This is a genomic window from Candidatus Nanosynbacter sp. TM7-053 (assembly GCF_022828375.1).
In the GTDB taxonomy this organism is placed as follows: domain Bacteria; phylum Patescibacteriota; class Saccharimonadia; order Saccharimonadales; family Saccharimonadaceae; genus Nanosynbacter.
Genome location: NZ_JAJQJX010000002.1, coordinates 118,333 through 141,525 on the forward strand (window position 1 = coordinate 118,333; position 23,193 = coordinate 141,525).

The 23,193-nt window shown below is 43.5% G+C and carries 25 protein-coding genes and 4 tRNA genes; 25 read left to right on the forward strand and 4 right to left on the reverse strand.

Features of this window, described 5'->3' with window-relative positions; all coding sequences use genetic code 11:
- Positions 1–41: 41 nt before the first annotated feature.
- The 15 genes from LRM50_RS03540 (at position 42) to leuS (ending at position 14,762) form a co-directional block, all read left to right on the forward strand.
- Positions 42–389, forward strand: a complete 348-nt coding sequence (locus LRM50_RS03540) for a DUF488 domain-containing protein (protein ID WP_243809902.1) — start codon at positions 42–44, stop codon at positions 387–389.
- A 55-nt stretch (positions 390–444) separates the two neighbouring features.
- The gene (locus LRM50_RS03545) at positions 445–2,022 is read left to right on the forward strand and encodes a helix-hairpin-helix domain-containing protein (RefSeq protein ID WP_243809903.1); all 1,578 of its coding nucleotides are present in this window, start codon (positions 445–447) and stop codon (positions 2,020–2,022) included.
- 50 nt (positions 2,023–2,072) lie between these two features.
- Positions 2,073–2,447, forward strand: a complete 375-nt coding sequence (locus LRM50_RS03550; protein WP_129744418.1) for a phage holin family protein — start codon at positions 2,073–2,075, stop codon at positions 2,445–2,447.
- A 1-nt stretch (position 2,448) separates the two neighbouring features.
- Positions 2,449–2,685 (forward strand): preprotein translocase subunit SecG, encoded by a 237-nt coding sequence (gene secG / locus LRM50_RS03555; protein WP_129631344.1) that lies wholly within the window; start codon positions 2,449–2,451, stop codon positions 2,683–2,685.
- A 10-nt stretch (positions 2,686–2,695) separates the two neighbouring features.
- Positions 2,696–4,486 (forward strand): peptide ABC transporter substrate-binding protein, encoded by a 1,791-nt coding sequence (locus LRM50_RS03560; RefSeq protein WP_243809904.1) that lies wholly within the window; start codon positions 2,696–2,698, stop codon positions 4,484–4,486.
- 24 nt (positions 4,487–4,510) lie between these two features.
- Positions 4,511–4,598: transfer RNA gene (locus LRM50_RS03565), tRNA-Leu, on the forward strand.
- Positions 4,599–4,666: 68 nt separating this feature from the next.
- Positions 4,667–4,740, forward strand: a tRNA-Cys gene (locus tag LRM50_RS03570).
- A gap of 124 nt (positions 4,741–4,864) precedes the next feature.
- A tRNA-Leu gene (locus tag LRM50_RS03575) sits at positions 4,865–4,950 on the forward strand.
- Positions 4,951–4,997: 47 nt separating this feature from the next.
- A complete protein-coding gene (locus tag LRM50_RS03580) occupies positions 4,998–5,567 on the forward strand; it encodes a LemA family protein (protein WP_129634583.1) in 570 nt (189 codons plus the stop codon).
- Positions 5,568–5,630: 63 nt separating this feature from the next.
- The gene (htpX, locus tag LRM50_RS03585) at positions 5,631–6,506 is read left to right on the forward strand and encodes a zinc metalloprotease HtpX (RefSeq protein ID WP_243809905.1); all 876 of its coding nucleotides are present in this window, start codon (positions 5,631–5,633) and stop codon (positions 6,504–6,506) included.
- A 2-nt stretch (positions 6,507–6,508) separates the two neighbouring features.
- A complete protein-coding gene (locus LRM50_RS03590) occupies positions 6,509–7,606 on the forward strand; it encodes a hypothetical protein (RefSeq protein WP_243809906.1) in 1,098 nt (365 codons plus the stop codon).
- Positions 7,581–9,602 (forward strand): NAD-dependent DNA ligase LigA, encoded by a 2,022-nt coding sequence (ligA, locus tag LRM50_RS03595; protein ID WP_243809907.1) that lies wholly within the window; start codon positions 7,581–7,583, stop codon positions 9,600–9,602. Before LRM50_RS03590 ends, ligA begins: the two co-directional genes overlap by 26 nt.
- A gap of 175 nt (positions 9,603–9,777) precedes the next feature.
- On the forward strand, positions 9,778–11,067 hold the full coding sequence (locus LRM50_RS03600; RefSeq protein ID WP_243809908.1) for a glutamate ligase domain-containing protein: 1,290 nt from the start codon (positions 9,778–9,780) through the stop codon (positions 11,065–11,067).
- A 39-nt stretch (positions 11,068–11,106) separates the two neighbouring features.
- Complete coding sequence (locus tag LRM50_RS03605) at positions 11,107–12,195, forward strand: hypothetical protein (RefSeq protein ID WP_243809909.1); 1,089 nt, start codon at positions 11,107–11,109, stop codon at positions 12,193–12,195.
- Between the two features lie 65 nt (positions 12,196–12,260).
- On the forward strand, positions 12,261–14,762 hold the full coding sequence (gene leuS, locus LRM50_RS03610) for a leucine--tRNA ligase (protein ID WP_243809910.1): 2,502 nt from the start codon (positions 12,261–12,263) through the stop codon (positions 14,760–14,762).
- Positions 14,763–14,770: 8 nt separating this feature from the next.
- Here the strand turns inward: leuS and LRM50_RS03615 are convergent, their stop codons facing one another.
- Positions 14,771–15,301 carry a hypothetical protein gene (locus LRM50_RS03615; protein ID WP_243809911.1) on the reverse strand — a complete coding sequence of 177 codons (531 nt, stop codon included), beginning with the start codon at positions 15,299–15,301 and terminating at the stop codon, positions 14,771–14,773.
- A 135-nt stretch (positions 15,302–15,436) separates the two neighbouring features.
- Here LRM50_RS03615 and LRM50_RS03620 point away from each other — a divergent pair, with 135 nt between their 5' ends.
- The 5 genes from LRM50_RS03620 (at position 15,437) to LRM50_RS03640 (ending at position 17,720) form a co-directional block, all read left to right on the forward strand.
- Positions 15,437–15,583: a hypothetical protein gene (locus LRM50_RS03620; protein ID WP_164999843.1), complete on the forward strand. Its 147-nt coding sequence runs from the start codon at positions 15,437–15,439 to the stop codon at positions 15,581–15,583.
- A 24-nt stretch (positions 15,584–15,607) separates the two neighbouring features.
- Complete coding sequence (gene nusB / locus LRM50_RS03625; RefSeq protein WP_129636594.1) at positions 15,608–16,066, forward strand: transcription antitermination factor NusB; 459 nt, start codon at positions 15,608–15,610, stop codon at positions 16,064–16,066.
- Complete coding sequence (locus LRM50_RS03630; RefSeq protein WP_164999994.1) at positions 16,047–16,544, forward strand: NUDIX hydrolase; 498 nt, start codon at positions 16,047–16,049, stop codon at positions 16,542–16,544. Before nusB ends, LRM50_RS03630 begins: the two co-directional genes overlap by 20 nt.
- Positions 16,545–17,261 carry a ribonuclease III gene (rnc, locus tag LRM50_RS03635; RefSeq protein ID WP_243809912.1) on the forward strand — a complete coding sequence of 239 codons (717 nt, stop codon included), beginning with the start codon at positions 16,545–16,547 and terminating at the stop codon, positions 17,259–17,261.
- Positions 17,262–17,330: 69 nt separating this feature from the next.
- Positions 17,331–17,720, forward strand: a complete 390-nt coding sequence (locus tag LRM50_RS03640; protein WP_243809913.1) for a KH domain-containing protein — start codon at positions 17,331–17,333, stop codon at positions 17,718–17,720.
- Between the two features lie 217 nt (positions 17,721–17,937).
- Here LRM50_RS03640 and LRM50_RS03645 read toward each other — a convergent pair whose 3' ends face one another.
- Complete coding sequence (locus tag LRM50_RS03645; protein WP_129634605.1) at positions 17,938–18,522, reverse strand: hypothetical protein; 585 nt, start codon at positions 18,520–18,522, stop codon at positions 17,938–17,940.
- Between the two features lie 85 nt (positions 18,523–18,607).
- Here LRM50_RS03645 and trmD point away from each other — a divergent pair, with 85 nt between their 5' ends.
- Positions 18,608–19,276 carry a tRNA (guanosine(37)-N1)-methyltransferase TrmD gene (trmD, locus tag LRM50_RS03650; RefSeq protein ID WP_129634607.1) on the forward strand — a complete coding sequence of 223 codons (669 nt, stop codon included), beginning with the start codon at positions 18,608–18,610 and terminating at the stop codon, positions 19,274–19,276.
- Between the two features lie 178 nt (positions 19,277–19,454).
- Complete coding sequence (locus LRM50_RS03655) at positions 19,455–19,874, forward strand: hypothetical protein (protein ID WP_243809914.1); 420 nt, start codon at positions 19,455–19,457, stop codon at positions 19,872–19,874.
- 21 nt (positions 19,875–19,895) lie between these two features.
- Here the strand turns inward: LRM50_RS03655 and LRM50_RS03660 are convergent.
- A tRNA-Gln gene (locus tag LRM50_RS03660) sits at positions 19,896–19,970 on the reverse strand.
- Positions 19,971–19,998: 28 nt separating this feature from the next.
- Here LRM50_RS03660 and LRM50_RS03665 point away from each other — a divergent pair.
- From LRM50_RS03665 to LRM50_RS03675, 3 genes are read left to right on the forward strand one after another with little or no spacing between them, the layout of a single operon-like run.
- A complete protein-coding gene (locus LRM50_RS03665) occupies positions 19,999–20,532 on the forward strand; it encodes a phosphatase PAP2 family protein (RefSeq protein WP_243809915.1) in 534 nt (177 codons plus the stop codon).
- Between the two features lie 45 nt (positions 20,533–20,577).
- Complete coding sequence (locus LRM50_RS03670) at positions 20,578–21,072, forward strand: hypothetical protein (RefSeq protein WP_129637143.1); 495 nt, start codon at positions 20,578–20,580, stop codon at positions 21,070–21,072.
- Positions 21,073–21,090: 18 nt separating this feature from the next.
- Positions 21,091–22,161, forward strand: a complete 1,071-nt coding sequence (locus LRM50_RS03675) for a DNA recombination protein RmuC (RefSeq protein ID WP_243809916.1) — start codon at positions 21,091–21,093, stop codon at positions 22,159–22,161.
- Positions 22,162–22,213: 52 nt separating this feature from the next.
- Here LRM50_RS03675 and LRM50_RS03680 read toward each other — a convergent pair whose 3' ends face one another.
- Entirely contained in the window at positions 22,214–23,149 is a 936-nt protein-coding gene (locus LRM50_RS03680; protein WP_243809917.1) for an MIP/aquaporin family protein, read from the reverse strand.
- Between the last annotated feature and the right edge of the window lie 44 nt (positions 23,150–23,193).

Sequence of the window (23,193 nt, forward strand, 5' to 3'; positions counted from 1 at the left end):
TTTTTATTGATCTGATCAATGATTTGTAGTTATATGAAATTATGACAAAGTATAAAATTGAACGGATTTATGAGTCGACCGCGTCAGGCGATAGTTATCGTGTGTTGGTCGATCGATTGTGGCCGCGAGGAATTAGCAAAGAACGAGCTGCATTGGACGAGTGGAATAAAGAAATTGCCCCGACCGATGAATTGCGTAAATGGTTTAATCACGACCCGGAAAAATTCCCGGAATTCTCTCGTCGTTATATGAAGGAGTTAGATAATAATCCTACAGCAGCCGAGGCGAAGAATAATTGGAGTAAACAATCTGCAGTTACGCTGTTATATGGCGCCAAAGATACGGAACATAATCAGGCGATAGTTCTCAAAAAGTGGTTGGAAGATTAGTCAATCGCTAGAAGAATACTTGCATAATTAGCGTGTTTAGATTGTAATGTATTTAATGAATCAAGCATTGCAAGCTAAACTGAAAACTTTGCCGCGAACGCCCGGCGTTTATTTTCATAAGTCGGCGAGCGGCGAGGTAATTTATGTTGGCAAGGCGGCGGTTCTTAAAAATCGCGTACGTCAGTATTTTCAAGATTCGCGCGGGCGAGATAATAAAACTATGGTGCTGGTGGCGGAGATTTTTGATACTGATTGGATTGAAACTGAGAGTGAGGTTGATGCGCTGTTTTTGGAAAGCGAGATGATCAAGCGGTATATGCCGCGATACAACGTTCTGTTGCGCGACGACAAATCTCAGATGTACGTTCGGATTAATATGAAAAGCGATTGGCCGACGGTCAGTTTTACGCGGAATCCTGCCGATGATGGTGCGGATTATTTTGGTCCATTTTACAATGGTTTTGCGTTAAAAAAGGCATTGCGCTATTTGAGGCGAATTTTTCCGTATCTCACTCACCAAAGACGCCCCGGGCAATCAAAGTTGGATGAAGATTTGGGCTTAAGTCCGAAAATAAGTGATGGTTCGGACGCGTATAAAGCTGGTTTGCGTAAATTGATAAGTTATATTAAGGGAAATCGCAAGGCTATTGCTGTGGAGCTGGAGCGTGATATGAGAACGGCTGCGGGACTTCACGATTTTGAGCGGGCGGCAAGTTTGAGGAATAAGTTGCGCGCCATGCAAGAACTTCAGCGACGCGTTATGTTTGGCGATAAGGAGTTTTTGGATATTTCAAAAGACAAGGCTCTGGCTGATTTAGCAAAACTACTTGGCTTGAAAAATATTCCAGTGCGAATTGAGGGCTATGATATTTCGCATATGAGCGGACGTCAGGTTGTGGCGAGTATGGTGGTCTTTACGAATGGTGTGAGCGATCGTGCGGAATATCGCAAATTTAAGGTGGGTGAAAAAAATGACGATACTGGAAATATGTATGAGGTGATTTTTAGGCGGCTTGGCGAGCGAAACATCAAAAGCTGGGGTCGTCCGGATTTGTTGTTGATTGACGGCGGAAAAGGTCAACTCTCGGCAGCGATTAAGGCGAGGGATGAGCGCGGGATAAAATTGCCGATTATTAGCATCGCCAAACGCGAGGAAGAAATTATTATTCATAAAACTGGCTCGCAAATTGATGTATCATACATTGAGAAGCTGCAAAAATCTATTCATCAGGATGTCACTATTTACGAAGATAATGATGTGTATGTAGTGAATTTGCATCCTGCTCAGCGCAACGCCGGATCTCATTCAAAAAATCTACGAGGCTCTGCTATTGATGACGGTTCCAGCCGGGACAATTTTACAAAAAGTTCTATTGCGACGATAGACATTGTTAAACTTTTCCAGCGGATTCGTGACGAGTCGCACCGATTTGCTGTGAGCTATCATACAGTGCTGAAGCGTCAAAATCAGACGAAAAACCAGCTGGAAGAAATTCCAGGGATTGGCCCAAAGACACGTGCTAAATTGTTGAGGAAGTTTGGTAGTGTGAGAAAAATTATCGAGGCAGATTATGCGGAATTGCAGGCGGAAGTTGGCGCGAAAAGGGCAGATTTGATTAAACGCTTGTCTTAAGTTTGGGCGACTAATCGACAATAAAGCATAAATTATATATAATAAGACTAATGAAAAGACAATTTGCAACGTTTTTGATTCGGCTGATTCTTAACTCGGTAGGTATTTGGGTTGCGGTGCGGCTGCTTGGAAATGAAACTCCGGGCGCAACTTCTGCGTGGACGTTTATGGTGGCGGGGTTGATATTTTCGGTAGTGAATAGCGTATTGAAGCCAATCGTTACAATTTTAGCTCTGCCAGCAATTTTATTGACCTTAGGACTGTTTACCTTAATTGTGAACGGCTTTATGGTTTATATTTCGCTCGCTTTGGCACCAGGGATTTCTATGACTTTTGCGCATTCAATTATTGCCGGGATTATATTGAGTTTGGTAAACTATATTATAAGTAGCGCGCTGGTTTTGCAGCGGGAAGAAAAGGAGTAATATGTCAATTGATACAATTTTACCGTACGTGACGCTTGGATCTGCCGTACTGATGATTATCGCAATTTTGTTGCAACAACGAGGCGCAAGTTTGGGTGCAGGATTCGGCTCGTCTGGAGAATTATTTACTACTCGTCGCGGATTTGATAAAAACTTGTTCGACGTAACTATTGTTTTTGCGGTGATTTTTGTGTTATCGATTTTGGCAAGTATGATTTTGCCGGGATTGCAAAAATAGGAGAATAGATTTGAGCTCGGATAATTCGTCATGGAATCGTTTTGCGCGGCTAAAAGTTTCCAGTAAAGATGTCAATAAGCGTCTGCGTAAGATTGAAAAGGGAAGCTTGCGCCATGCGCATAAATTCGTGACATCCAGGTTAGACCGTTTGTCTAATGTGCGACGTCGGGTTTCTGTCTGGATTATTCTAGTATTGGTGATGATTGGCGCCAGTGCGGTGCAGTGGCATATTTCTCGCAATTCTTTCACGACAATGGCGTACACTTCTGGCGGATCGTATTCTGAGGGTGTGTTGGGTCCTTTGGAAAACTTAAATCCGATTTTCGCAAAAACCAATGCTGAAAAATCCGCCGCGAAATTGCTATTTTCAAGTTTGTATCGATATGACTCAACGGGCAATATAAAGGCTGACATGGCGGATAGCGTCAGCGTGAACGACAAAGAAACCGAATATATAGTCAAACTGAAGAAAGGTCTGAAGTGGTCGGACGGACAAGACCTAACGGCGGACGATGTAATTTTTACGTTGAAGCTATTGGCGAATCCAGAAGTTGGAGCTGAGATATCTGGCTGGAAATCTATAAAATTCGAAAAAGTGTCTGACGATTCGGTGAAGTTTATCTTGCCGTCGTCATATTCGCCGTTTGTCCACGCTTTGACATTCCCGATTATTCCTAAACATATATTAAAAGATGTTAAACCGTCGAATTTACGTGAACATGATTTTAATAAGTCGCCTATATCCAGTGGTCCATTCGCCTTTAGGTTATTGCAGAATGCAACTAGTGATGGCAGTAAAAAAGTGCTATATTTGCAATCGAATAGCAATTATTATGGCGGCACGCCTAAGTTAGAGCGATTCCAGTTGTACGCGTATCCGACGCAGGATGATATTGCGAAAAGTTTGCGTACGCGAGAAATTACAGGAACTCCAGAATTGATTTATAATGATCAATCCGCCGAGGTAAAATCTATGTATGCCGCAGAAGCGCATTCTTTGAATAATGGAGTTTACGCGCTGTTTAATAACAATAGTCAGTTCTTGCGATCAAAAGCAGTTCGTCAAGCTTTGTCGCTCAGTGTTGATACGTCCAAGTTACGCCAATCTTTGTCATTGTCTACGGAGGAATTATCTGGCCCAACGCTTAACAAATTCCTGGGAAATAGTTCAAACTCGTCTGGTTATGACGTCAAGAAAGCAAAATCTCTACTTGACGCCGAGGGCTGGAAGAGTGTGAATAATGTTCGTCAGAAGGGAAATGATAAGTTAAAACTCAACGTGGTCGTTTTGAAGAATAGCAATTACGAAAAGGTCGCTAGGTATTTGGCTCAAGTTTGGTATGACGAGTTGAATATAGAATCGGATATTAAAGTTGTCGATCCGAACGACGCCACTCAAAATATTCTTCAGACAGTTTTGCAACCGCGCAATTTTGACGTGCTGGTTTATGAACTCTCCTTGGGCGGCGACCCTGATGTTTACGCCTATTGGCATTCTTCACAGGCAACCAATAATGGTTTGAATTTCTCCAATTACAATAATGCGATAGCGGACGATGCTTTGGAGAGCGGCCGATCTAAAATCTCGGCAAAGCAACGCGCTGATCGTTACGCGAAGTTTACTGCCACTTGGCAAGCGGACGCTCCAGCGATTGCCTTGTATCAGCCGAAGTTTGACTATATCCATATTCGGAACGTTAAGGCTCTCGACGCAAGCACCGAAGTTGTCAATCCCGTCGATCGCTATGTTGATGTTCAATATTGGGCGACAGAGAAAAAGTCCGTTTACAAAACCCCGTAATCGGGTATAATGGTAAGTGGTTATGCGGGCGTGGCGGAATTGGTAGACGCGCTAGCTTGAGGGGCTAGTGAGCATTGCGCTCGTGGAAGTTCAAGTCTTCTCGCTCGCACCAAACATATTGCAATTATTGGATGAATTGTTTGTGATATGTTTTGCAAAATCTGATATAATAAAGGCGGTGGCGCGTTGGCGGAGCGGTTACGCAGAGGTCTGCAAAACCTTTTAGACGAGTTCGACTCTCGTACGTGCCTCCAATTTTTGATAAATAGTCCTGAGTATTGGGCTATTTTTTATTTTGCGAAATTGTACACTTTACTTAGTGAATATAGTATAATATAAGAAGTCTGGCGCGTAGGCGTCTGGATTGTATGTAAATAAGCGCGAGTGGCGGAATTGGTAGACGCGAGGGACTTAAAATCCCTTGACCAAAAGTCGTGCGGGTTCGATTCCCGCCTTGCGCACCAAAGTTGTAAAGAAAATAATATTAAATAGGAAAGGGACAAGGTAAGAAATGAGTCCATTGGTAATCGTACTTATTGTTACAGTGGTAGTTTTATTAGTACTCGTAGGAGTTGTAATCGGTGCGTACAATGGTTTGGTTGTATTGCGCAACCGCGTAGAAGAGGCATGGAGCGACATTACTGTTCAGCTAAAGCGCCGAACTGATTTAATTCCAAATTTGGTCAACTCAGTAAAAGGCTACGCTACACACGAAAAAGAAGTGTTTGAGAAGGTCGCAGAAGCTCGTTCAGCAATTATGAATGCCGGCAGCGTGGCTGAAACCGCCAAGGCTGAAAATGCTTTGGAAGGCGCGTTGAAGAGCTTATTTGCCGTATCTGAGGCTTACCCAGAATTGAAAGCAAACCAGAACTTCTTGCAATTGCAACAAGAATTGGTTGACACTGAGGATAAAATCCAAGCAGCTCGCCGATTCTACAACGGTGGCGTTCGCGACTTAAACACGAAGATCCAGACTTTCCCAACAAACATCATCGCGGGAATGTTCGGCTTCCAAGCTAAGGAATTTTTCGACGTTGAAGACCGTGCAAGCGTTGAAAATCCGGTTGAAGTAAAGTTCTAATTGAACTCTGAAATGAAAATCGCTCGTCTATTTTTAGCGGGCGATTTTTGATATAATTAACATATGTACAATGCAGTTTCTCAAAACAAACGCAACACAATATTAATTATGTCTGTATTTGTGATAATTATTGGAATTATCGGTCTGTTTATCGGCGTGGCAACTGATAGCTATTCGCTAGCTCTCATCATTTTTATATGTGCAATTTTATATGCTTGGTTGCAATATTTTATAGCTGGCAAGTTGGCTATGATGATGACTGGAGCTCAGGAAATTAGTAAAAATGACGCTCCTGAACTTTGGCGAGTGGTGGAAAATTTGTCTATCGCCTCTGGTATGCCGATGCCGAAAGTTTATATCATCGATGATCCAGCTCCAAATGCTTTTGCGACTGGTCGCGACCCAAATCACGCTATTGTTGGTGTGACTACTGGACTTTTGGATATTATGGACAAGCGTGAGCTGGAGGCGGTTATGGCGCATGAAATGAGTCACGTGCGAAATTACGACATCCGTGTGAGTATGATTGCTTTTGGTCTGGTTAGTGCGATTGGTCTATTTGCAGATTTGGCACTTAGAATGATGTTTTATAGTGACGATCGTGACAGGGATGTCAATCCTATCATCTACGCTTTCGGGTTGATTGTGGGTATATTGGCGCCGCTTTTGGCAACGATAACTCAATTGGCGGTTAGTAGGCAGCGTGAATATCTGGCGGATGCTTCGGGTGTATTATTGACACGAGACACTGAAGGGCTAGCAAGCGCGCTGGAAAAGTTACGCCAATACGGCAAACCAATGCAAAAACAAAGCTCTTCCACTGCCAATTTGTTCATGAATAATCCTTTGAAGCCCGGATTTTTCTCAAAACTATTTAGTACTCATCCGCCGCTAGAAGATAGAATTGCAAGGTTGAGGAATAACGCAACAAAGATGTAATTATGGCAACGAAAACCTCCAAAAAACGAGTAGTCAAGAATCCTAAGAAGTCAAATGCTGATCATAAAAAAGGTGTATGGCCTGGTATTAAGCATGACTTTAGCAAATTAAATCAGCAGCGACGTAATTTTCTGCAGCGCCGACCTCATCGTAGTTTTCGGCTAACTAAGCGACGAGATTACCAACGAGATCTAAAAATTCCGGGATATTGGTCGCTGACTAGTGAAGCTTGCCGTCTGGTGTGGCGAAACAAGAAGACTTTCCTGGCGTTAATCATCGTTATGTCGATATTGACGTTTGCCTTAGCCAGCGTCATGTCGCAAGATACATATCAACAACTTAAAGACGTGATGAATCAGGCTGAGTCAAATGGATTCGGCGGAATTTATACAACAATTAGCCTATTTTCTGGCGTTGCGGTTAGCTATATTTCTGGCAGTGGAACGGCTGGTGGAAATGTGCAGCAAGCGGCGGGAATCTTTCTGGGGCTATTAACTTGGCTGTCGTCCGTTTGGCTAACGCGAGCTATTTTAATTGGTAAAAAACCGAAAATGCGCGACGGTTTGTATAGTTCTGGATCGCCCATAATTGCGCTAATAATTGTCATTGGAGTTTTCTTGATTCAAATGGTGCCGGCGGCAGTGGCGGTGATTATTTATAGCGCGCTTAATGCTTCGGGAGTGTTAAATCAAACGCCGATTCTGATGGCGGCTGGCGGTGCGGCGATTCTGATAGTGGCGATGTCAGTCTATTGGGCGACTTCTACGGTTTTTGCGATGATCATCATAACGTTGCCGGGGATGTATCCGTTTCACGCGTTGCGTTTGTCGGGCGATATTGTGACGGGGCGAAGACTAAGGATTTTGCTGAGATTTGCGTGGGCTGTTGTTCTGTCTGTGCTTTTGTGGGCGGTAGTTCTGATTCCGGTAATTCTGCTTGACGGCGCACTGAAGGGGTGGATTAGTGGTATCGACTGGTTGCCAATTGTCCCAACAACTGGCTTGATTTTACTTTACGTAACGATAATTATGATTTCTGTGTATGTCTATTTGTTCTACAGAAAGGTGGTTGAAAGTGACACCAAAAAAACCAAGAATTGACGAAATCAAAAACCTGTTAAATCGTTATAGCTACGAATACTATACCTTGGACAAACCGAGTGTGAGCGATGCGGTTTATGACAGCCTGATGGATGAGCTGAAGAGAATTGAATCGGATCATCCAGAATTGATTACTATTGATAGTCCTACGCAGCGAGTTGGGAATAAACTGCTCGACGGTTTTCAAAAAGTAAGGCACGTGCGCCGAATGGTCAGTTTGAACGACGTCTTCGATAAAAGTGAAGTTGAGGCGTGGATTGAGCGAACTGATAAATTGATACCGGGTCAGCGACATGAATTTTTTACGGATATAAAAATGGACGGCTTGGCGTGCGCGTTGATTTATGTCGATGGTGTATTGTCGCAAGCTGTGACGCGTGGCGATAGTTTTGTTGGCGAAGATGTAACGAATAATGTTCGGACTATTAAAAACGTACCGCTTCGTCTGCGTGAAGCGGCGGGTTTTGAAAATTTTTTGCGCGGTCGGACAGAGATTCGTGGCGAAATTGTCATGCTGAAACGGGATTTTGAGGAGCTTAATAAAAAGCAGAAATCTCTAGGGCTGCCTACATTTGCCAATCCGCGCAATTTGGCTGCGGGGACAATTCGTCAATTAGATCCTGCGCTGGTGGCGGCGCGCCCGTTGCATTTTCGTGGATATGATGTGATTCGCGATGATGGTTCGGAAGTTCCGACGAATAGTTTTGCTTACGAGGCTTTGACGGCGCTGGGGATTTCTCGCAATCAGCAGGCTAGTGTTTTTGATAATTTGTCCGACGTGATGAAATTTGTTGATGAATGGAGCGACAAGCGTCATGACTTGCCGTTTAATACGGACGGGCTGGTTATTAAAATTAACGATCGAGAGATATACGACAATCTCGGGATGGTGGGTAAAAATCCGCGTGGGGCGGTGGCTTATAAGTACGCGGCCGAAGAAGCTACAACGATCGTTCGAGATATAGTCATTTCTATCGGGCGAACTGGCGCGGCGACTCCAGTGGCTGTGTTTGATCCAGTGGTGGTGGCGGGAACTACGGTGCAGCACGCTAGCTTGCATAATGCCGATGAAATTGAGCGTTTGGATATTCGGCGAGGCGACACTGTGGTGATTTTTAAGGCGGGTGATATTATTCCGCAAGTTGAGAGTGTCTTGAAGGAATTGCGACCTGCAGATTCTGAGCCAATTGATTATGAAGCAGAATTAAAACGGCAATATCCGGAGTTGGAATTTGTGCGACCGGAAGGTGAAGCTGTTTATCGAGTCAAGGGCTCTAGTGGTCCGCTGATTTTGAAGCGAGCTTTGGCGCATTTCACGTCTAAGGGTGCACTTGATATTGATACGCTTGGCGAAAAGAACGTGGAAGTTTTGATTGACAACGGTTTGGTCAGAGATTTGGCGGATATTTTCACGCTTACTAAAGACGATTTGTTAAAGTTGGATCGGTTTGCTGATATTTCTGCGCAAAAGTTAATCTCGGCAATTGCTGATAAAAAAAGTCCAGAATTAGAACGATTTTTGTACGGTCTGGGAATTCGTCATATTGGCGCGCAAACTGCGATTGATTTGACGAATCATTTTGAAAGTATGGAAAATTTAGCGAAAGCGACGATTGATGATTTGCGGCAAGTTGATGGCGTGGGTGAAATTGTCGCCGAATCTGTAGTGGCGTGGTTTGCTGATGAGGATAACGTAAAATTGCTCAATAAATTCACCGAATTAGGTGTTGTTCCTCAGTTCAATAAAAAATCTGGCGGTTTGAGTGGAAAAAGTTTTGTCGTCACGGGTACTCTGAAATCTATGGGACGCGACACTGCTGCGGATAAAATTCGTAATCTCGGTGGAGTTTTTCAAACTGCAGTTTCTAAAGACACGACATATTTGGTGGCTGGTGGTAAGGTTGGTGCTAGCAAATTGAAAAAGGCTGAGCAATACGGCACGAAAATCATTGACGAGCAAGAACTATTGAAAATGATAAGCGACACAGATCAATAGTCGCAGTGAGACATAAAGCTTGTGTTTTTTTGGGCGATAATGCATAATTAAACATGAGCTGGTACGCATAGGGGCATTCTCCTATGCTTGCCAATTGAAAGACAAACACACATTCAAATATGCCCCGGGTGGGCGCGTAGCAGCTCTTCTATAATGCTTATGGTATGATATAGTTATGGTTACTGTTTCAAAAAAGAGGGAAGAAAAACTAGCAAAATTAGTGCGAGAATTTTTTGCTGTTCATCCAGATGTGAAGCTTGTGGCGATAACTGGTAGCGCTGGAAAGGCTAGTGCAAAAATAGCTATCGGTACAGTTTTGGCGCAACAATTTGATATTCAACTTCGCAATGAAGAGCCGAAGACGAAAGCTGACATTTTCCTTCAGATGATGGGCGTGAAAATGCCTGAAAAAGGCCTTTTCAAATGGTGGAAGGTGATGCGCGCCGTAAAGAAGAGAATTAAGGCCGAAAAACCGGAAGTTCAGGTAATTGTTCAGGAATTTAATCCAAAGGAACTTGGCTATAACGATTGGTTTAAGGCTTATGTTGTGCCGGATATTACGGTTGTAACTTCTGTGACGAATGGTCGAATGCAGGTTGAATATTCCTTGGAGGAAGTAGCGAATGAGATGATTTCGCTGGCGAATTTCTCGCGAATGGCGATGATAAATCGTGATGACATTGACGGGCGTTTTGCTAGCTTTTTGACGAATCCTAATATCACTACTTACGGAAGTGATCCCGTGGCGGAGTATAATTTTGACGATCGTAATTTTTCCCTGAAAGATGGACATCACGGATTTATTATGTCGCCGGAAAATCCTAATGGGCTAGAAGTCAACGTTAAGCTAATCGGCGAGCATAATATTCGTCCAGCGATCGTGGCGGCAGCTATTGGTTATGCATTTGGTGAAACTGAGGAGAATATAAAAAAAGGTATAGAAAATTTGCGTCCACTGCCTGGCAGGATGAATTTACTGAAGGGTGCGGACAATACTTGGTTGATTGATGATAGCTATAGTTCGACGCCGTTGACTGCCTTAGCTGCTTTGCAATCTTTGTATCGAATTGAGACTCCGCAGCGCATTGCTGTACTTGGTAATATGAATGGTTTAAAGGGGATTTTCGAGCAAGCTCACGCTGAACTTGGTTCTCATTGTAGCCCGGATTTGTTGGATTGGGTTGTGACGGTTGGCGAGAAAGCTAATCAATATTTGGCACCGGCTGCTCGTCAAAGAGGTTGTCAGGTGAAGGAGTGTAAGAATGCCATCGAGGCTGGGTCTTTCGTACGCGACAAATTGAAATCTGAAGGCGTTGCTCTGTTTAAGGGTTCGAGCGGCGGCGTATGGCTGGAGGAATCTATAAAAATCAACCTTCATAGCACTGAGGACGATAAATACTTAGTCAGGCAAACGCCGGAGTGGATTGCTAGGAAAAATCAATTTTTCTCACAATTTAAAGATTAATGTGATATATTAAATTCAAGGTATATAAAATAAGGGGGAATGATGGATCAAGGTAATCAACCTGCACCGCAGCCGCAATATAACGGCGTGCCGATGCAACCAAAAAAGAAGAAAACGGGATTGATAATTGGCATAGTGCTGGGAGTTATAGCTCTTATTGCTATTATCTCTGCTGTGCTAGTTTATTTCTTGTGGTGGCAGAATCCAGAAAAGATGGTTACAGACGCTGTGTCTAATGCTATTATGGCAAAGAAGATGACTGCCGACGGTAAGGTGGTTATTGATATGCGCGACCAAGGAAAAATAGAGCTAAACGTAAAGACTGCTACTGATTCGGGAAAATCAAAGGCGAATATTGATGCTAAGCTTAATGTTAAGGGAGTTGAGAAAAATATCCCTCTTAAAGGTGATGTGGTTCTTGATAGTGACGGAACGATATATGTGAAGATAAATAACTTTAAGGATTTGTATGGAACTTTGCTTGAAGTAGTTATGGAATCTTCGTCTGGCGGCAACCTATCAAGATCTCAAATAGAAACTTACCGTGATCAGGCATTGGAGAAGATGGGTTCTGAGATAGATAAAATGAGCGACACGTGGATGAAGATTTCTCCAGATGAAATCGGTAGCGAATACAAGTGTGGAATTAACGCTCTGAAGAAAATCCAAAGTGACGAAAGTGCACGTAAGGAATTGGCTCAGATTTATCAAAAGAATAGTTTATTTACTATAAAAGATTCAAAGATTAGTGATCGTAACGGCGGACGCGGCTTTGAATTGCAAGGTAATAATAAATCTAATTCGTCAAAATTTGAGGAAGAGTTTAAGAATTCATCAGTCGGCAAGGCGCTCGGTAAGTGCGGAAAATCTAATAGCTACAAGAGTAGTGAATCATCATCTATTGACGAATCTTCATTGAAGGTGTGGGTTGATAGGTCATCTCATGAACTGAAGGCTGTAGAGCTTAAGGGTAATGATAAGAAGGCTTCTGTAGAAATTTCATTTGACATTAATATGAACAAGTCTGAGGAAATCAAGGTTCCTTCGAGTGCTGAAAGCTTGAAAGAGTTTGTAGAAGGTTTTATGGAAGGGTATTCGAGCGGATTGTCATCAACCTCAATCAGGTAAGTGATTTAATTACCTAATAATAATCCCGTTCGTAATGAGCGGGATTATTTGCTATAATTACAGATATGAGACGCTATAATCCGACAGAAATTGAACAAAAATGGCAAAACAAATGGGAGGCTGACGGCACTTACGCGGTTGATTTTAATGACACGACTCGGCCGAAATATTACAGTTTGAGCATGCTTCCAGGGATTACAGGGGCGGGAATTCACATTGGTCACGGTCGTACTTTTCAATTTGCCGACATCAAGGCACGATTCAAGCGTCAGCAGGGCTATAATGTCTATCATCCAATCGGCTGGGACAGCTTTGGTCTGCCGGTTGAAAATTACGCTATTAAAGTCGGAAAAACGCCGCGCGTAGCGCACGATGAGGCGAAGGTTCATTTTAAGGAGCAATTGAAGCGACTTGGGTTTAGTTATGATTGGACAAAAGAAATTTCTACAGCCGATCCAGAATACTACAAATGGACTCAGTGGATTTTTACGCAATTATATAAGCACGATTTGGCATATCAAAAAGAACAGCCGCAATGGTGGTGTGAAACTGATAACACAGTGCTTGCTAACGAACAGGTTGAAGGTGGCAAATGTTGGCGCTGCGGCAATCCTGTGACCAAGCGCAATCTTAAGCAGTGGTTCTTCCGAATTACGGCGTATGCAGATGAAATTTTAGAGGCAACCGATGCGCTTGATTGGACGGAAATGGTTAAAACCATGCAGAAAAATTGGATTGGTCGATCAGTTGGCGCGGAAGTTGAGTTTGCGGTTAGTGGTCAAGATTCCAAGATTACAGTTTTCACAACTCGTCCTGACACGTTATTTGGCGCGACGTATGTAGCTTTGGCACCGGAGCATTCTCTGATTTCTCAGTTGGTCAATTCTGATACGCGCGAAAAGGTTGAAGCGTATATCCAAGCTTCGCAACAAAAATCGGATGTTGAGCGCCAAGAGAATAAAGAGAAAACAGGCGTATTTACCGGCAGTTATGTCATAAACCCAGTTAATGGTCAAAAATTGCCAATCTGGGTGGCGGATTATGTTTTGGGCGGCTATGGAACCGGCGCAGTCATGGCTGTGCCAGCGCACGACGAGCGCGATTTTGCGTTTGCTGAGAAGTTTGACCTGCCGATTATCCAGGTTATTGATAAGCCTGAACATTCAGCCGATGCTGGCTGTTATTCTGGTGAGGGTGAGTTGATAAATTCCGGTCAATTCAATGGGACTAGGAGTGAGGATGCTCGCGAGCAAATTGTTGCGTGGCTGGAGCAGCAGAATTCTGGGCGAAGTAAAACCACGTATAAAATGCGCGATTGGTTGATTTCTCGTCAGCGCTATTGGGGCGCTCCAATTCCAATTGTTCATGTTGATGGTCGTGCGCCAATTGCCGTGGCTGATGAATGCTTGCCGGTGATTTTGCCAGAGGTAGAGAACTTTAAGCCAACAGGTGGTAACACTTCTGTGCTGGCGCAGGTTGATAATTGGGTGCGAGTCTGGGTGGATGTTGAAACTGGAAAAACTGTACCGATTACAGAAAGTAAGCCTGATGGCGACAATTGGGTAGAAGGTCGACGCGAGACTGACACTTTGGATGGTTATGCTTGTTCTAGCTGGTATTTCTTGCGATATCTCGACCCGCACAATGATAATGAAGCATGGAATCCTGAGAGAATTAACCATTGGATGCCGGTTGATTATTACAATGGCGCCGACCACGCCGTGGCTCACTTGCTATACAGTCGTTTTTGGATGCGATTTTTCTATAAGCTCGGTCTCGTTCCGACTCCAGAACCTTTTAAGCGAATGATGTATAATGCTTATATTATGGCGCCAGACGGTCAGAAAATGTCCAAGTCTAAGGGCAATGTTATTGATCCGATGGAGATTATGGATAGTGGATATGGTGCTGATGCGTTGCGAGTTTACGAAATGTTCATTGCTCCTTATGATATGGATGCGCCGTGGGATCCTCGCGGGGTTCCGGGAACTTACAGGTTCTTAAATCGAGCATGGAACTTGGTTCAGGAGTTTGTTGATAAGAATCCAAACGACTCTCTTGGCGCGGATGAAAAAACAGCCCAAGAATTATTGCGATTAACTCATTTAACGATTAAAAAAGTTACTCGTGACATTGAAGATGAGAAGTTTAACACGGCCGTGGCTTCGATGATGGAAATGGTCAATGGTCTGTATAAGATAAAAGAATCGCAAGGAATTGACATGTCAGATGAATGGCGATTTGCATTAGAAAGCTTGATTCAGATTTTGGCGCCTTTTGCTCCGCATATCACAGAGGAATTGTGGCATGAAATGGGTCATAATGATACGGTTCATGTTGGTCACTGGCCAAAGTGGGATGAAAAATATCTAAAGAGCAGCGTGATGACTATTATAGTTCAAGTGAATGGCAAGCTTCGTGCGAAGCTTGAACTATCGAGTGATATGGACAAGCAAGGTGTTGAAGCGGCAGCCCTAGCTGACGAAAATGTCCAGAAATTCACAAACAATAAACCACCTAAAAAGATGGTTTATGTTCCAGGTAAGTTGGTGAATATTGTAGTCTAGGAAACAGTCTACTTCGATTCGTTCTTTATCCCTGCTATAGCTATGCTTGGCTTTCCGTCACCGTTTATGTCGCCTATGGCAACGTCGACAGTAAATCCTGGTTGGACCTCTGAGTTGCCAGTCTTGCTTTTGTAGAGATCTTTCATGTAGGCAGCAGTTTCATATATGGAGCTTCTTGCCTCATTAGGGTCTATCTTATTTTCAGGATTTTCTTCGTTATATTCTTTCATGGCTGTTTCGGCTACCGAAGTTGGATTTTCTCCTTCTTCAAGCGTGACAGTGCGAATTTCTGTATCTTTTGGTAGCTCCGTGATGATTCCATTGCTATAATTCTCTACAACTTGAGCTACTTGGTGGGCAGGGCTTGGTCCTTTTTCTGGTGATTTAGGGCTATAGAATAAGCCTAGAGCGTTTGCAATTCCAGCTACGCCTAGCGTGGCTAATGCTACTGCACCGATTTTAACTACAGATTTTGGTATTTCTATTACAGGTCTGTCGTCTTCATTGTTGTTTTGTGATGTAAATCGTTCCGTGTTCATATTTGCTATGTTACCATAAACGACATAAAAAGTCAATATTATTATCTAATTTGCAGACAAGCTCTTGAGATTGTCCAATAAAAAAGGTATAATGGTACGTAAGTTTTATGACAACCTAAAAGAGGAGAATAAATTATGGCACAACCTAAAAAACAGAGTAGCCCACGTAAAACTGGTCTTCGTCGCAGCCACTTGGTACTAAAATTGGCACGTCGCGTTAACGCAACTTCACCAGTTAAGGTGAAGACAACCAAGCGTGAAACTGGTAAAACAACAAAATAATAATTACGAACAGGACGCTTAATAATGGCATCAAACCGTCATTTGGGACGAATTGTCGCACTGCAAACACTTTATGAACATGAATTTCGCAAAGAGGTTGGTGATAGCGATGTTGATTATAAGACTATTTTAAAGCGTAATTTGGCTGAGTATAAATCATCGGTTGACGATATTGAATTTATTGATAATTTGATCAGCGGCATACTTTCGACGCAGAGTCAATTGGATGAGAAATTACAGCCATTGGCGCCAGAATGGCCTATCAGTCAGTTACCGCGAATTGATCGGGCGGTACTTAGAATTGGTTTATATGAATTGCTATATTGTGCAGATACCGTTCCACCAAAAGTGGTGATTAACGAAGCAGTAGAATTAGCGAAAGCGTTCGGTTCGGATAACTCGGGTAAGTTTGTGAATGGCGTGCTTGGCACGGCACTCCGTACTCTCGTGGAGGAGTCCGACAGTGAGAACAAGCAACTTTGATAAGATAAAAAAATATTTTGGTGGCAGCAAGAAGCCATTGATTCAGGAAATTGTACGCGAGCCAACTGCCGGTGGCGTGATTTTTCGTCGTAATAAAAAGGGCGAGGCAGAGTTTTTGCTTTATCAGGACGCTCGCGATCGCTGGACAATTCCGAAAGGGCACATTGAGCCGGGTGAAACAGCTCAAGTGACGGCTCGTAGGGAAATCGGCGAGGAAACTGGGCTGAAGAAAATTGAACTTCACGGCTGGCTGGGCAAGGTGAATTTTCGCTATCGTCGAATTGATAAATTGGTATTGATGACAACGCAAGTTTATCTGGTTAAGGCGCTGGATCCTAACGAGAAACTCCAAAAGGAGGAATGGATGAATGGTCTTAAATGGTTCAGTTTTCATGAGGCGCTGGATGAAGTTGAATATGAAGATATTGGCAAGCTGATTCTTTTGGCGATGAAACGAATTAGACAGGAGAACTTATAAATGAACGGAATGAATACTGCGCCATATCAAGATTTTGCGCGCGAAAAATTAGGTTTTGAATTTACGAATTTGGATTTACTGATTACAGCTTTGACTCATCGTAGTTATGTGAATGAGCATCGAAAATCCGTTCATCATCATAATGAGCGTCTGGAATTCTTAGGTGATGCGGTTTTGGAATTGGCGGTAACAGAATATTTGTTTACGCATTTTTCTGAGCCAGAGGGGATTTTGACTGCTTGGCGGGCAGCTTTGGTGCGAACAGAAAGTATTGGCGATGCTGGCGATAAGTTGGGTTATGGTCCGCTGATTCGTATGTCAAAGGGTGAGAAGAACGGCTCGGATAGGGCGCATTTACAGATTTTAGCTAATGCGTTTGAGGCGGTAATCGGCGCGATTTATTTGGAGCGCGGCTTTGACGATGCTCGCGATTTTATTCACAAGCATATAATTGTTAAGCTGGATGGAATTTTGGAGTCTGGCAGTTGGCGTGATCCGAAGTCATATTTGCAGGAGATTTCTCAGCGAGTTGACAATCAAACGCCGGTATATAAAGTCCTGAGCGAAGAAGGTCCAGATCACGATAAAGTCTTTACTCTTGGGGTTTTTGTTGGCGATAATATGATGGGGCGAGGCATTGGTCCGTCAAAGCAGGTCGCCCAACAGCAGGCTGCTCGCGCCGCAATTGCTAAATATAAAGAATCTGGCGAGAAATAATTAAAGTTTGCACGGCGTAAACTGCTCGTGTATAATGAAAATACAGTTTAATTCCAGGAGGAGGGCAGAATGTCAACAATAGATCAGCAGTTTGTAGAATATACTGTAAAGGCGTTGGTTGGACATCCAGAAGACGTTGTAGTAGACCGAACGATTGATGAAAAGGGCGTTTTACTAACATTGACAGTTAATCCAGCAGATTTGGGTCGAGTTATTGGTAAGCGCGGCAGTACGGCACAGAGTTTGCGTACACTTCTGCGAGCTTTGGGTGCAAAGAATGACGCTCGATATAACTTGAAGATCGTTAACAATGATGGTTTTTCTGGTGAGCGTGAAGAAAATGATTATAACGGTAATGCTTCTGTGGATAACTCAACAGATGAAACTGTGGAAAATGGATCATCTTACGCAGAAAACACCAGAAAAGAGCTTGCAGAACTCGACGATCTTGATATATAATTAAAACCAGTTCAAGCACAGACATTATGCGAGAACAGCTCTATGCGAGACAATGGGTAACCATTGAGAGCCTTATTTGTGCTAAAAAACCGTCCTTACTGGGACGGTTTTTTGGTGGGGAATAATTTCTATAAAAAGACATGAAAATAGCCCGCCAAGAGCTTCGGCCGAGGCTTAAGCCTCAAGGCGAGCTATTCTCATTGGCGGGCGTTAAGCCCTAGTTGCGGGAGCGAATGCTCCACGCAGGACGCACATTGTCCCAGAGTTCGTGGGAGCTATTTTCGATCCTCTGAGGAAGGTGTCTCTGACACTCCTCGGTGTCATAAATCCTCCGCAGACAGACCTCAGGGGAGGCGTGCTTAAGAAAGACGTTCGTAAGCTCGCTTCCGACGACTTCATTGAGGAAGTCGTACAGATAAATTTCGGGATGACCTTCCCAAGAGATCTCCCCAAATTGCTGGTCGAGCTGGACAGACTCTTTGTCCCTCTTGTCGAAATCACACCATTCGGTGCCGTCGTAGACGGTGATGGTGCAGTTATCGTACAGAGAATTAAGAGTCACTCCATAGCCATCGTCCGCCCACCAAATAGCGCTGACCTCGGATCCTAGGAGGATCTCGAATGCCGCTTCCTCCGACTGTTCGTCGGAGGCGTTTGGCTCCATAGAGACCAAGGCGGTGATAGTGATGGATACATGCCCGTCGGGTGCTTCCTCCACGACAGAGTAAGCTAGCAGTCCGCATTCCGCGAGCGTCATTTCCCATGATTCAGCGTCCTTGTGCATGACAATTCCTTCCTGCATAGGGGCTACCTTCACTCGGTTGAGTAAAAGCTGATATATATATCATACCTGGACAAAAAAGTCAACACTTGCTACACTGTAACAGATGAGAAAGTTTCAAGTAATTACGCTTTTCCCAGAAATGACAACGGGAGTTTTTAATAATTCCATGATGTGGAAGGCGCAGAAAGACGGTATCGTGGAGCTTACGACGGTGAATCTGCGGGAGTTTGGTTTGGGTCCTCGTCGTCAGGTTGATGATACTCCTTATGGCGGCGGCGATGGGATGCTTCTTATGATTGAGCCGTTATGGAAAGCGGTAGAATTTGCGAAATCTCAAGATGAAACAGCGAAGGTGGTGTTAATGAGTCCGCGAGGGCAACGCTGGAAGCAGGCTAAAGCTCAGGAAGAAGCCGATGATGACAGGGGTGTGATATTTATTTGTGGGCGATACGAGGGTGTTGATGAGCGAATTTTAGAACTAGTTGATGAGCAATGGAGTATTGGCGATTTTGTGCTGACGGGCGGAGAGCTGGCGGCAATGATGATGATTGATTCTATTGTTAGGTTGATTCCTGGAGTTTTGGGCGGCGAAAAGTCTGCGGAAATTGAAAGTTTTTCAGATGGAGAAACGTTGGAATTTCCACAGTATACACGACCTGAGGAGTTTAAAGGTTTACGCGTGCCGGATGTTTTATTGAGCGGACACCACGGAAAAATTGCTGAGTGGCGCGCTGAACAATCGCGGATATTGACCAATAAAAATACCCCATAGAGACGGGGTATTTTAAGTTGTGGTGGATTTGTCGTAGAGCGAAAGATACGATTTTGTGGTGTTTATTTTTGTAACGTTCGCTGATTTAACTTTATGACGTTTTTATAAAAAGTGCAAGTGCTTTCGTAAAAAATACAACAAGCTTGAGCTTTTTTGATACGCAAGCTATACTGAAATTATGTCTAGAAAAGTGAATAAAATTGTTAAATTGATTACAGGACTATTAATAATGGCGCCATTATTATGTCAATTATTTACGTTTGAGAAGTTTTCTGCGGTCCTTACTTCTGCGGGAATTACGCCATATTTAAGTCTTCCGATTGCGATAATATTGGTGGTTGTTGAGCTAACGTCGTTGCCGTTTTTAATTGATATGAATATGCCAAAAAGAATTACTCTGATGAGCAGAACGGCTGGTTTTTTGAGTTTGGGGATTATGACGGCAATTGGTTTTTTGGCGTTTGCGAATGGGCATGCGGCGGTGATATTTGGTGCAACGATAAAGAATGTGAATAGTGTGGCTGCGATTTTTCTGGTATTCGTGATGTGGGCTTTGCTGATTTGTGCAAATTTATCGACGAAAAAAACAGCCAAATAATTGGCTGCTAAATTTCAAACTTGGCTGGGATGGAGGGATTCGAACCCCCGAATGGCGGGACCAGAACCCGCTGCCTTACCACTTGGCGACATCCCAACGGCAAACATAATTGTACTATAGAAAAATGATTTCCGCAAGCGTTTACTGGCCAGCGTTGACGCGATATACTGGTAGTATGGATTTGCAATGGATTGTGAAATTAATTGCTGACGGGCTAGTGGTGCCAGTCGTGCTAATTGGTGCGTACGCGCTGATAAAATTGGTTCCAAATAAAGAGAAGTATCAAGTTTATAGTCAGGTGTTGATGGCTGGTTTGACGGCTTACGTGGCGGCAAAAATTATCGGGTCAATTTACCAGCCAGATCAGATGCGCCCGTTCGAGATTCTGGGCGTATCTGCCGGTGCGTCATTCCTTAATAATCCGGGTTTTCCGTCTGATCACGCTCTATTTACAATGGCGATTACTTTGGCGGTATTTTTCGGAGCAAAGAGTTGGCGACTGGCTGTTGTTTGTCTAGTTATGACAATCTTAATATGTGTCGGTCGGGTTATTGCATTGGTACATACGCCACTTGACGTTATTGGTGGATTATTGATTGCCTGCGTAGGGATTATTTGGTATAAACCGATGGACCTCTTGAAAAAGCATAATATTTAAGCATATACATTTGCAATATTGACAAGTTTACGTTACAATTTACGTATGAAATTATTGTCAGCTATTTTCCGTGAAGAAATATCAGATTACACATATCCATTTTCAAGGCGAGTTTTCTTGAGGATTTTGGCGATTTTAGTTGCTAGCGGCGTGGCTATATGGTTGCTGGCGCTTGCGTTTGATAAATTTATGATCACTCCTGTATTTTGCGCGAACGCTGAGCATATTTCTATTTGCGCAAACAGCACAAGCATAGCATCTTACGTTGCGTTAGTTCTGGCGGGAATTATGCTAGTTCCAGTGTTGGCGGTATTTGGTATCAAGCGACCTCTGTTGGTAGTAATCGCGGCAACTGTGTCATTGTGGGGCGCTACATTATGGGCTGGCGGATCTTGGATTTTGTCATTACTATGGGTAGTTTTAGCGACAGTTTTGGTATATTTGTCGTTAATCTGGTTGAACAGAATTCGTGGCAATGGCGCAGCAATTTTATTTATGACTTTATTCGCAATCTTAGCACGAGTTGTCTTGGCGCTATAATCACTGTACACTAAGTGTATGGAAATCATTATCATTATTCTCTTAATTGTTATTACTATTGGTTTGGGTGTGACATTATTTGTCTTGCAATCAAAAATCAGCGAGCTAAAAAATCAATCATCGGTCGAGCTAATTAAAACCGATGTCGTGGAATTAGGTCGAACTATTGCGAAACTGAATGAATCCGTTAGCGATAAGTTGGAGCGAAGCAACGCGCAAGTTCAGACTTCCGTACAGAAACAATTGTCAGAAAGCGCAAAGTTGGTGGCTGACGTGACACAGCGATTGGCAAAATTGGATGAGACCAATAAGCGTGTGGTCGATGTGGCGACCGACCTGAAAACCTTGCAAAACGTGTTACAAAATCCAAAGCAGCGTGGCGTTTTTGGGGAGTTTTATCTGGAGAGCGTGTTGGATAACGTTTTGCCAGCCAAGCAGTATCAAATGCAATATCGCTTCAAGGACGGTGAAATTGTTGACGCGGTTATTTTTCTGGACAAGGGTCAAATATTGCCGGTGGATAGTAAGTTTTCTTTGGAGAATTACAATCGCATGATTAACGCCGAGACAAAATCTGAGCGTGAAATGTGGCTAAATAAGGTGAAGGCTGACCTTAAGGGGCGAATCGACGAAACTAGTAAATACATTCGTCCGCGTGAAAACACTATGGACTTTGCTTTTATGTTTATTCCTAGCGAATCTTTGTATTACGATCTTCTGATTAACAATGTTGGTCAGGGCGGTTCGAGTCGCGATCTGATTGAATACGCGTTCCGGGACAAGCGGGTTATTATTGTGAGTCCGACTAGTTTTCTCGCGTACCTGCAGACCGTTCTTCAGGGGCTTCGTAGTTTGCAGATTGAAGAGCAGGCTAAAGATATTCAAGTTCGAGTTGGTCAATTGGGCGTTCATATTAAAAAGTTTGACGAGTTGATGACGAAAATGGGCAAGAGCCTTAGTACGACCGTTGGTCATTACAACAATACGTACAAGGAATTGGGGAAGATCGATAAGGATGTCGTGCGAATTTCTGGTGGCGATAACCAAGCGCAGCCGGAGCTGATTGATCGGCCGACTCAGGAAGATTGACATAAAAAATACCCCGCCGATTAAGCGGGATATTTTATTGTGAAGTTATAATCTATTCTTCGTCTTTGTTTCGGTAATTGACGAGTAGAAATAGGTTGCCGCCTAATGCTGCGCCGATTAGAGTAGCGGCAATTACTTCCAGGCTAAAGCGTGAATAGCTTTTTTCGCCTTCAGCTGGCAATACTCCGTTGCTGCGTAGTTGAGAGTCGGTTTTCTCTGTAACAGCCAAAGAAACTGCTGGGTTCAAAGTTGCGCCTGAGATGTAGATTTCGCGTGGGTAAGTGCGGCCGTTTTTCTCAGTTTGAGCAGTGCTTTGATCTTTTTGGATTTTTGCAATAGCAGTACTTTTAATGTACGAAGAGATTGAGCCAGATACGACAAGACCAATCATCAATGCCAGGCCAATTACAAAAGCTTGACCAGCTGCTTTGATTTCTTTGCGCTGCAAAACTGCGGCGACGCCAAATACAAATACAGCGGTACCGACTAATTCCATCGCGAAGATATTCCAAGAGAACGCAGTGAATTGGTCAAAGCTTAGGGCAAATCCGCCGTTTGTTAATGAGCCAACAAGTACGATAGCCGCCATTGCGCCGAGGAATTGAGCTCCCCAGTAAAATGGAACAAGTACGGTCTTTAGCTTACGCATTGTCCATAGACCAAACGTGACAGCTGGGTTTACGTGTGCGCCAGAAATGTTGCCGATAATTGCAACGATAAACATCAACGCAAAACCGACATACATCGATGACAAAATGTCTGATGCGAATAATGCGGCAAGCGTCAAAATGAACGTGCCGATAACTTCCGCGATAACGATGTTAATTAAGTTGTTTGGTAATTTAGAATCTAGTTCGACACGCTTGCTTTTAGCGGTAGATTCAGTAACGACGCGCTTGACGGTCGTTTTGGTTTCAGTCTTAGCAGCAGTGGTTTTCTTTTCTGCGGCTTTAACTGGGGCTTTCTTTGAAGTTTTCTTCGTAGCCATATTCCCTCCTTAAAGTAATATCACGACTATTATAACATAATTTG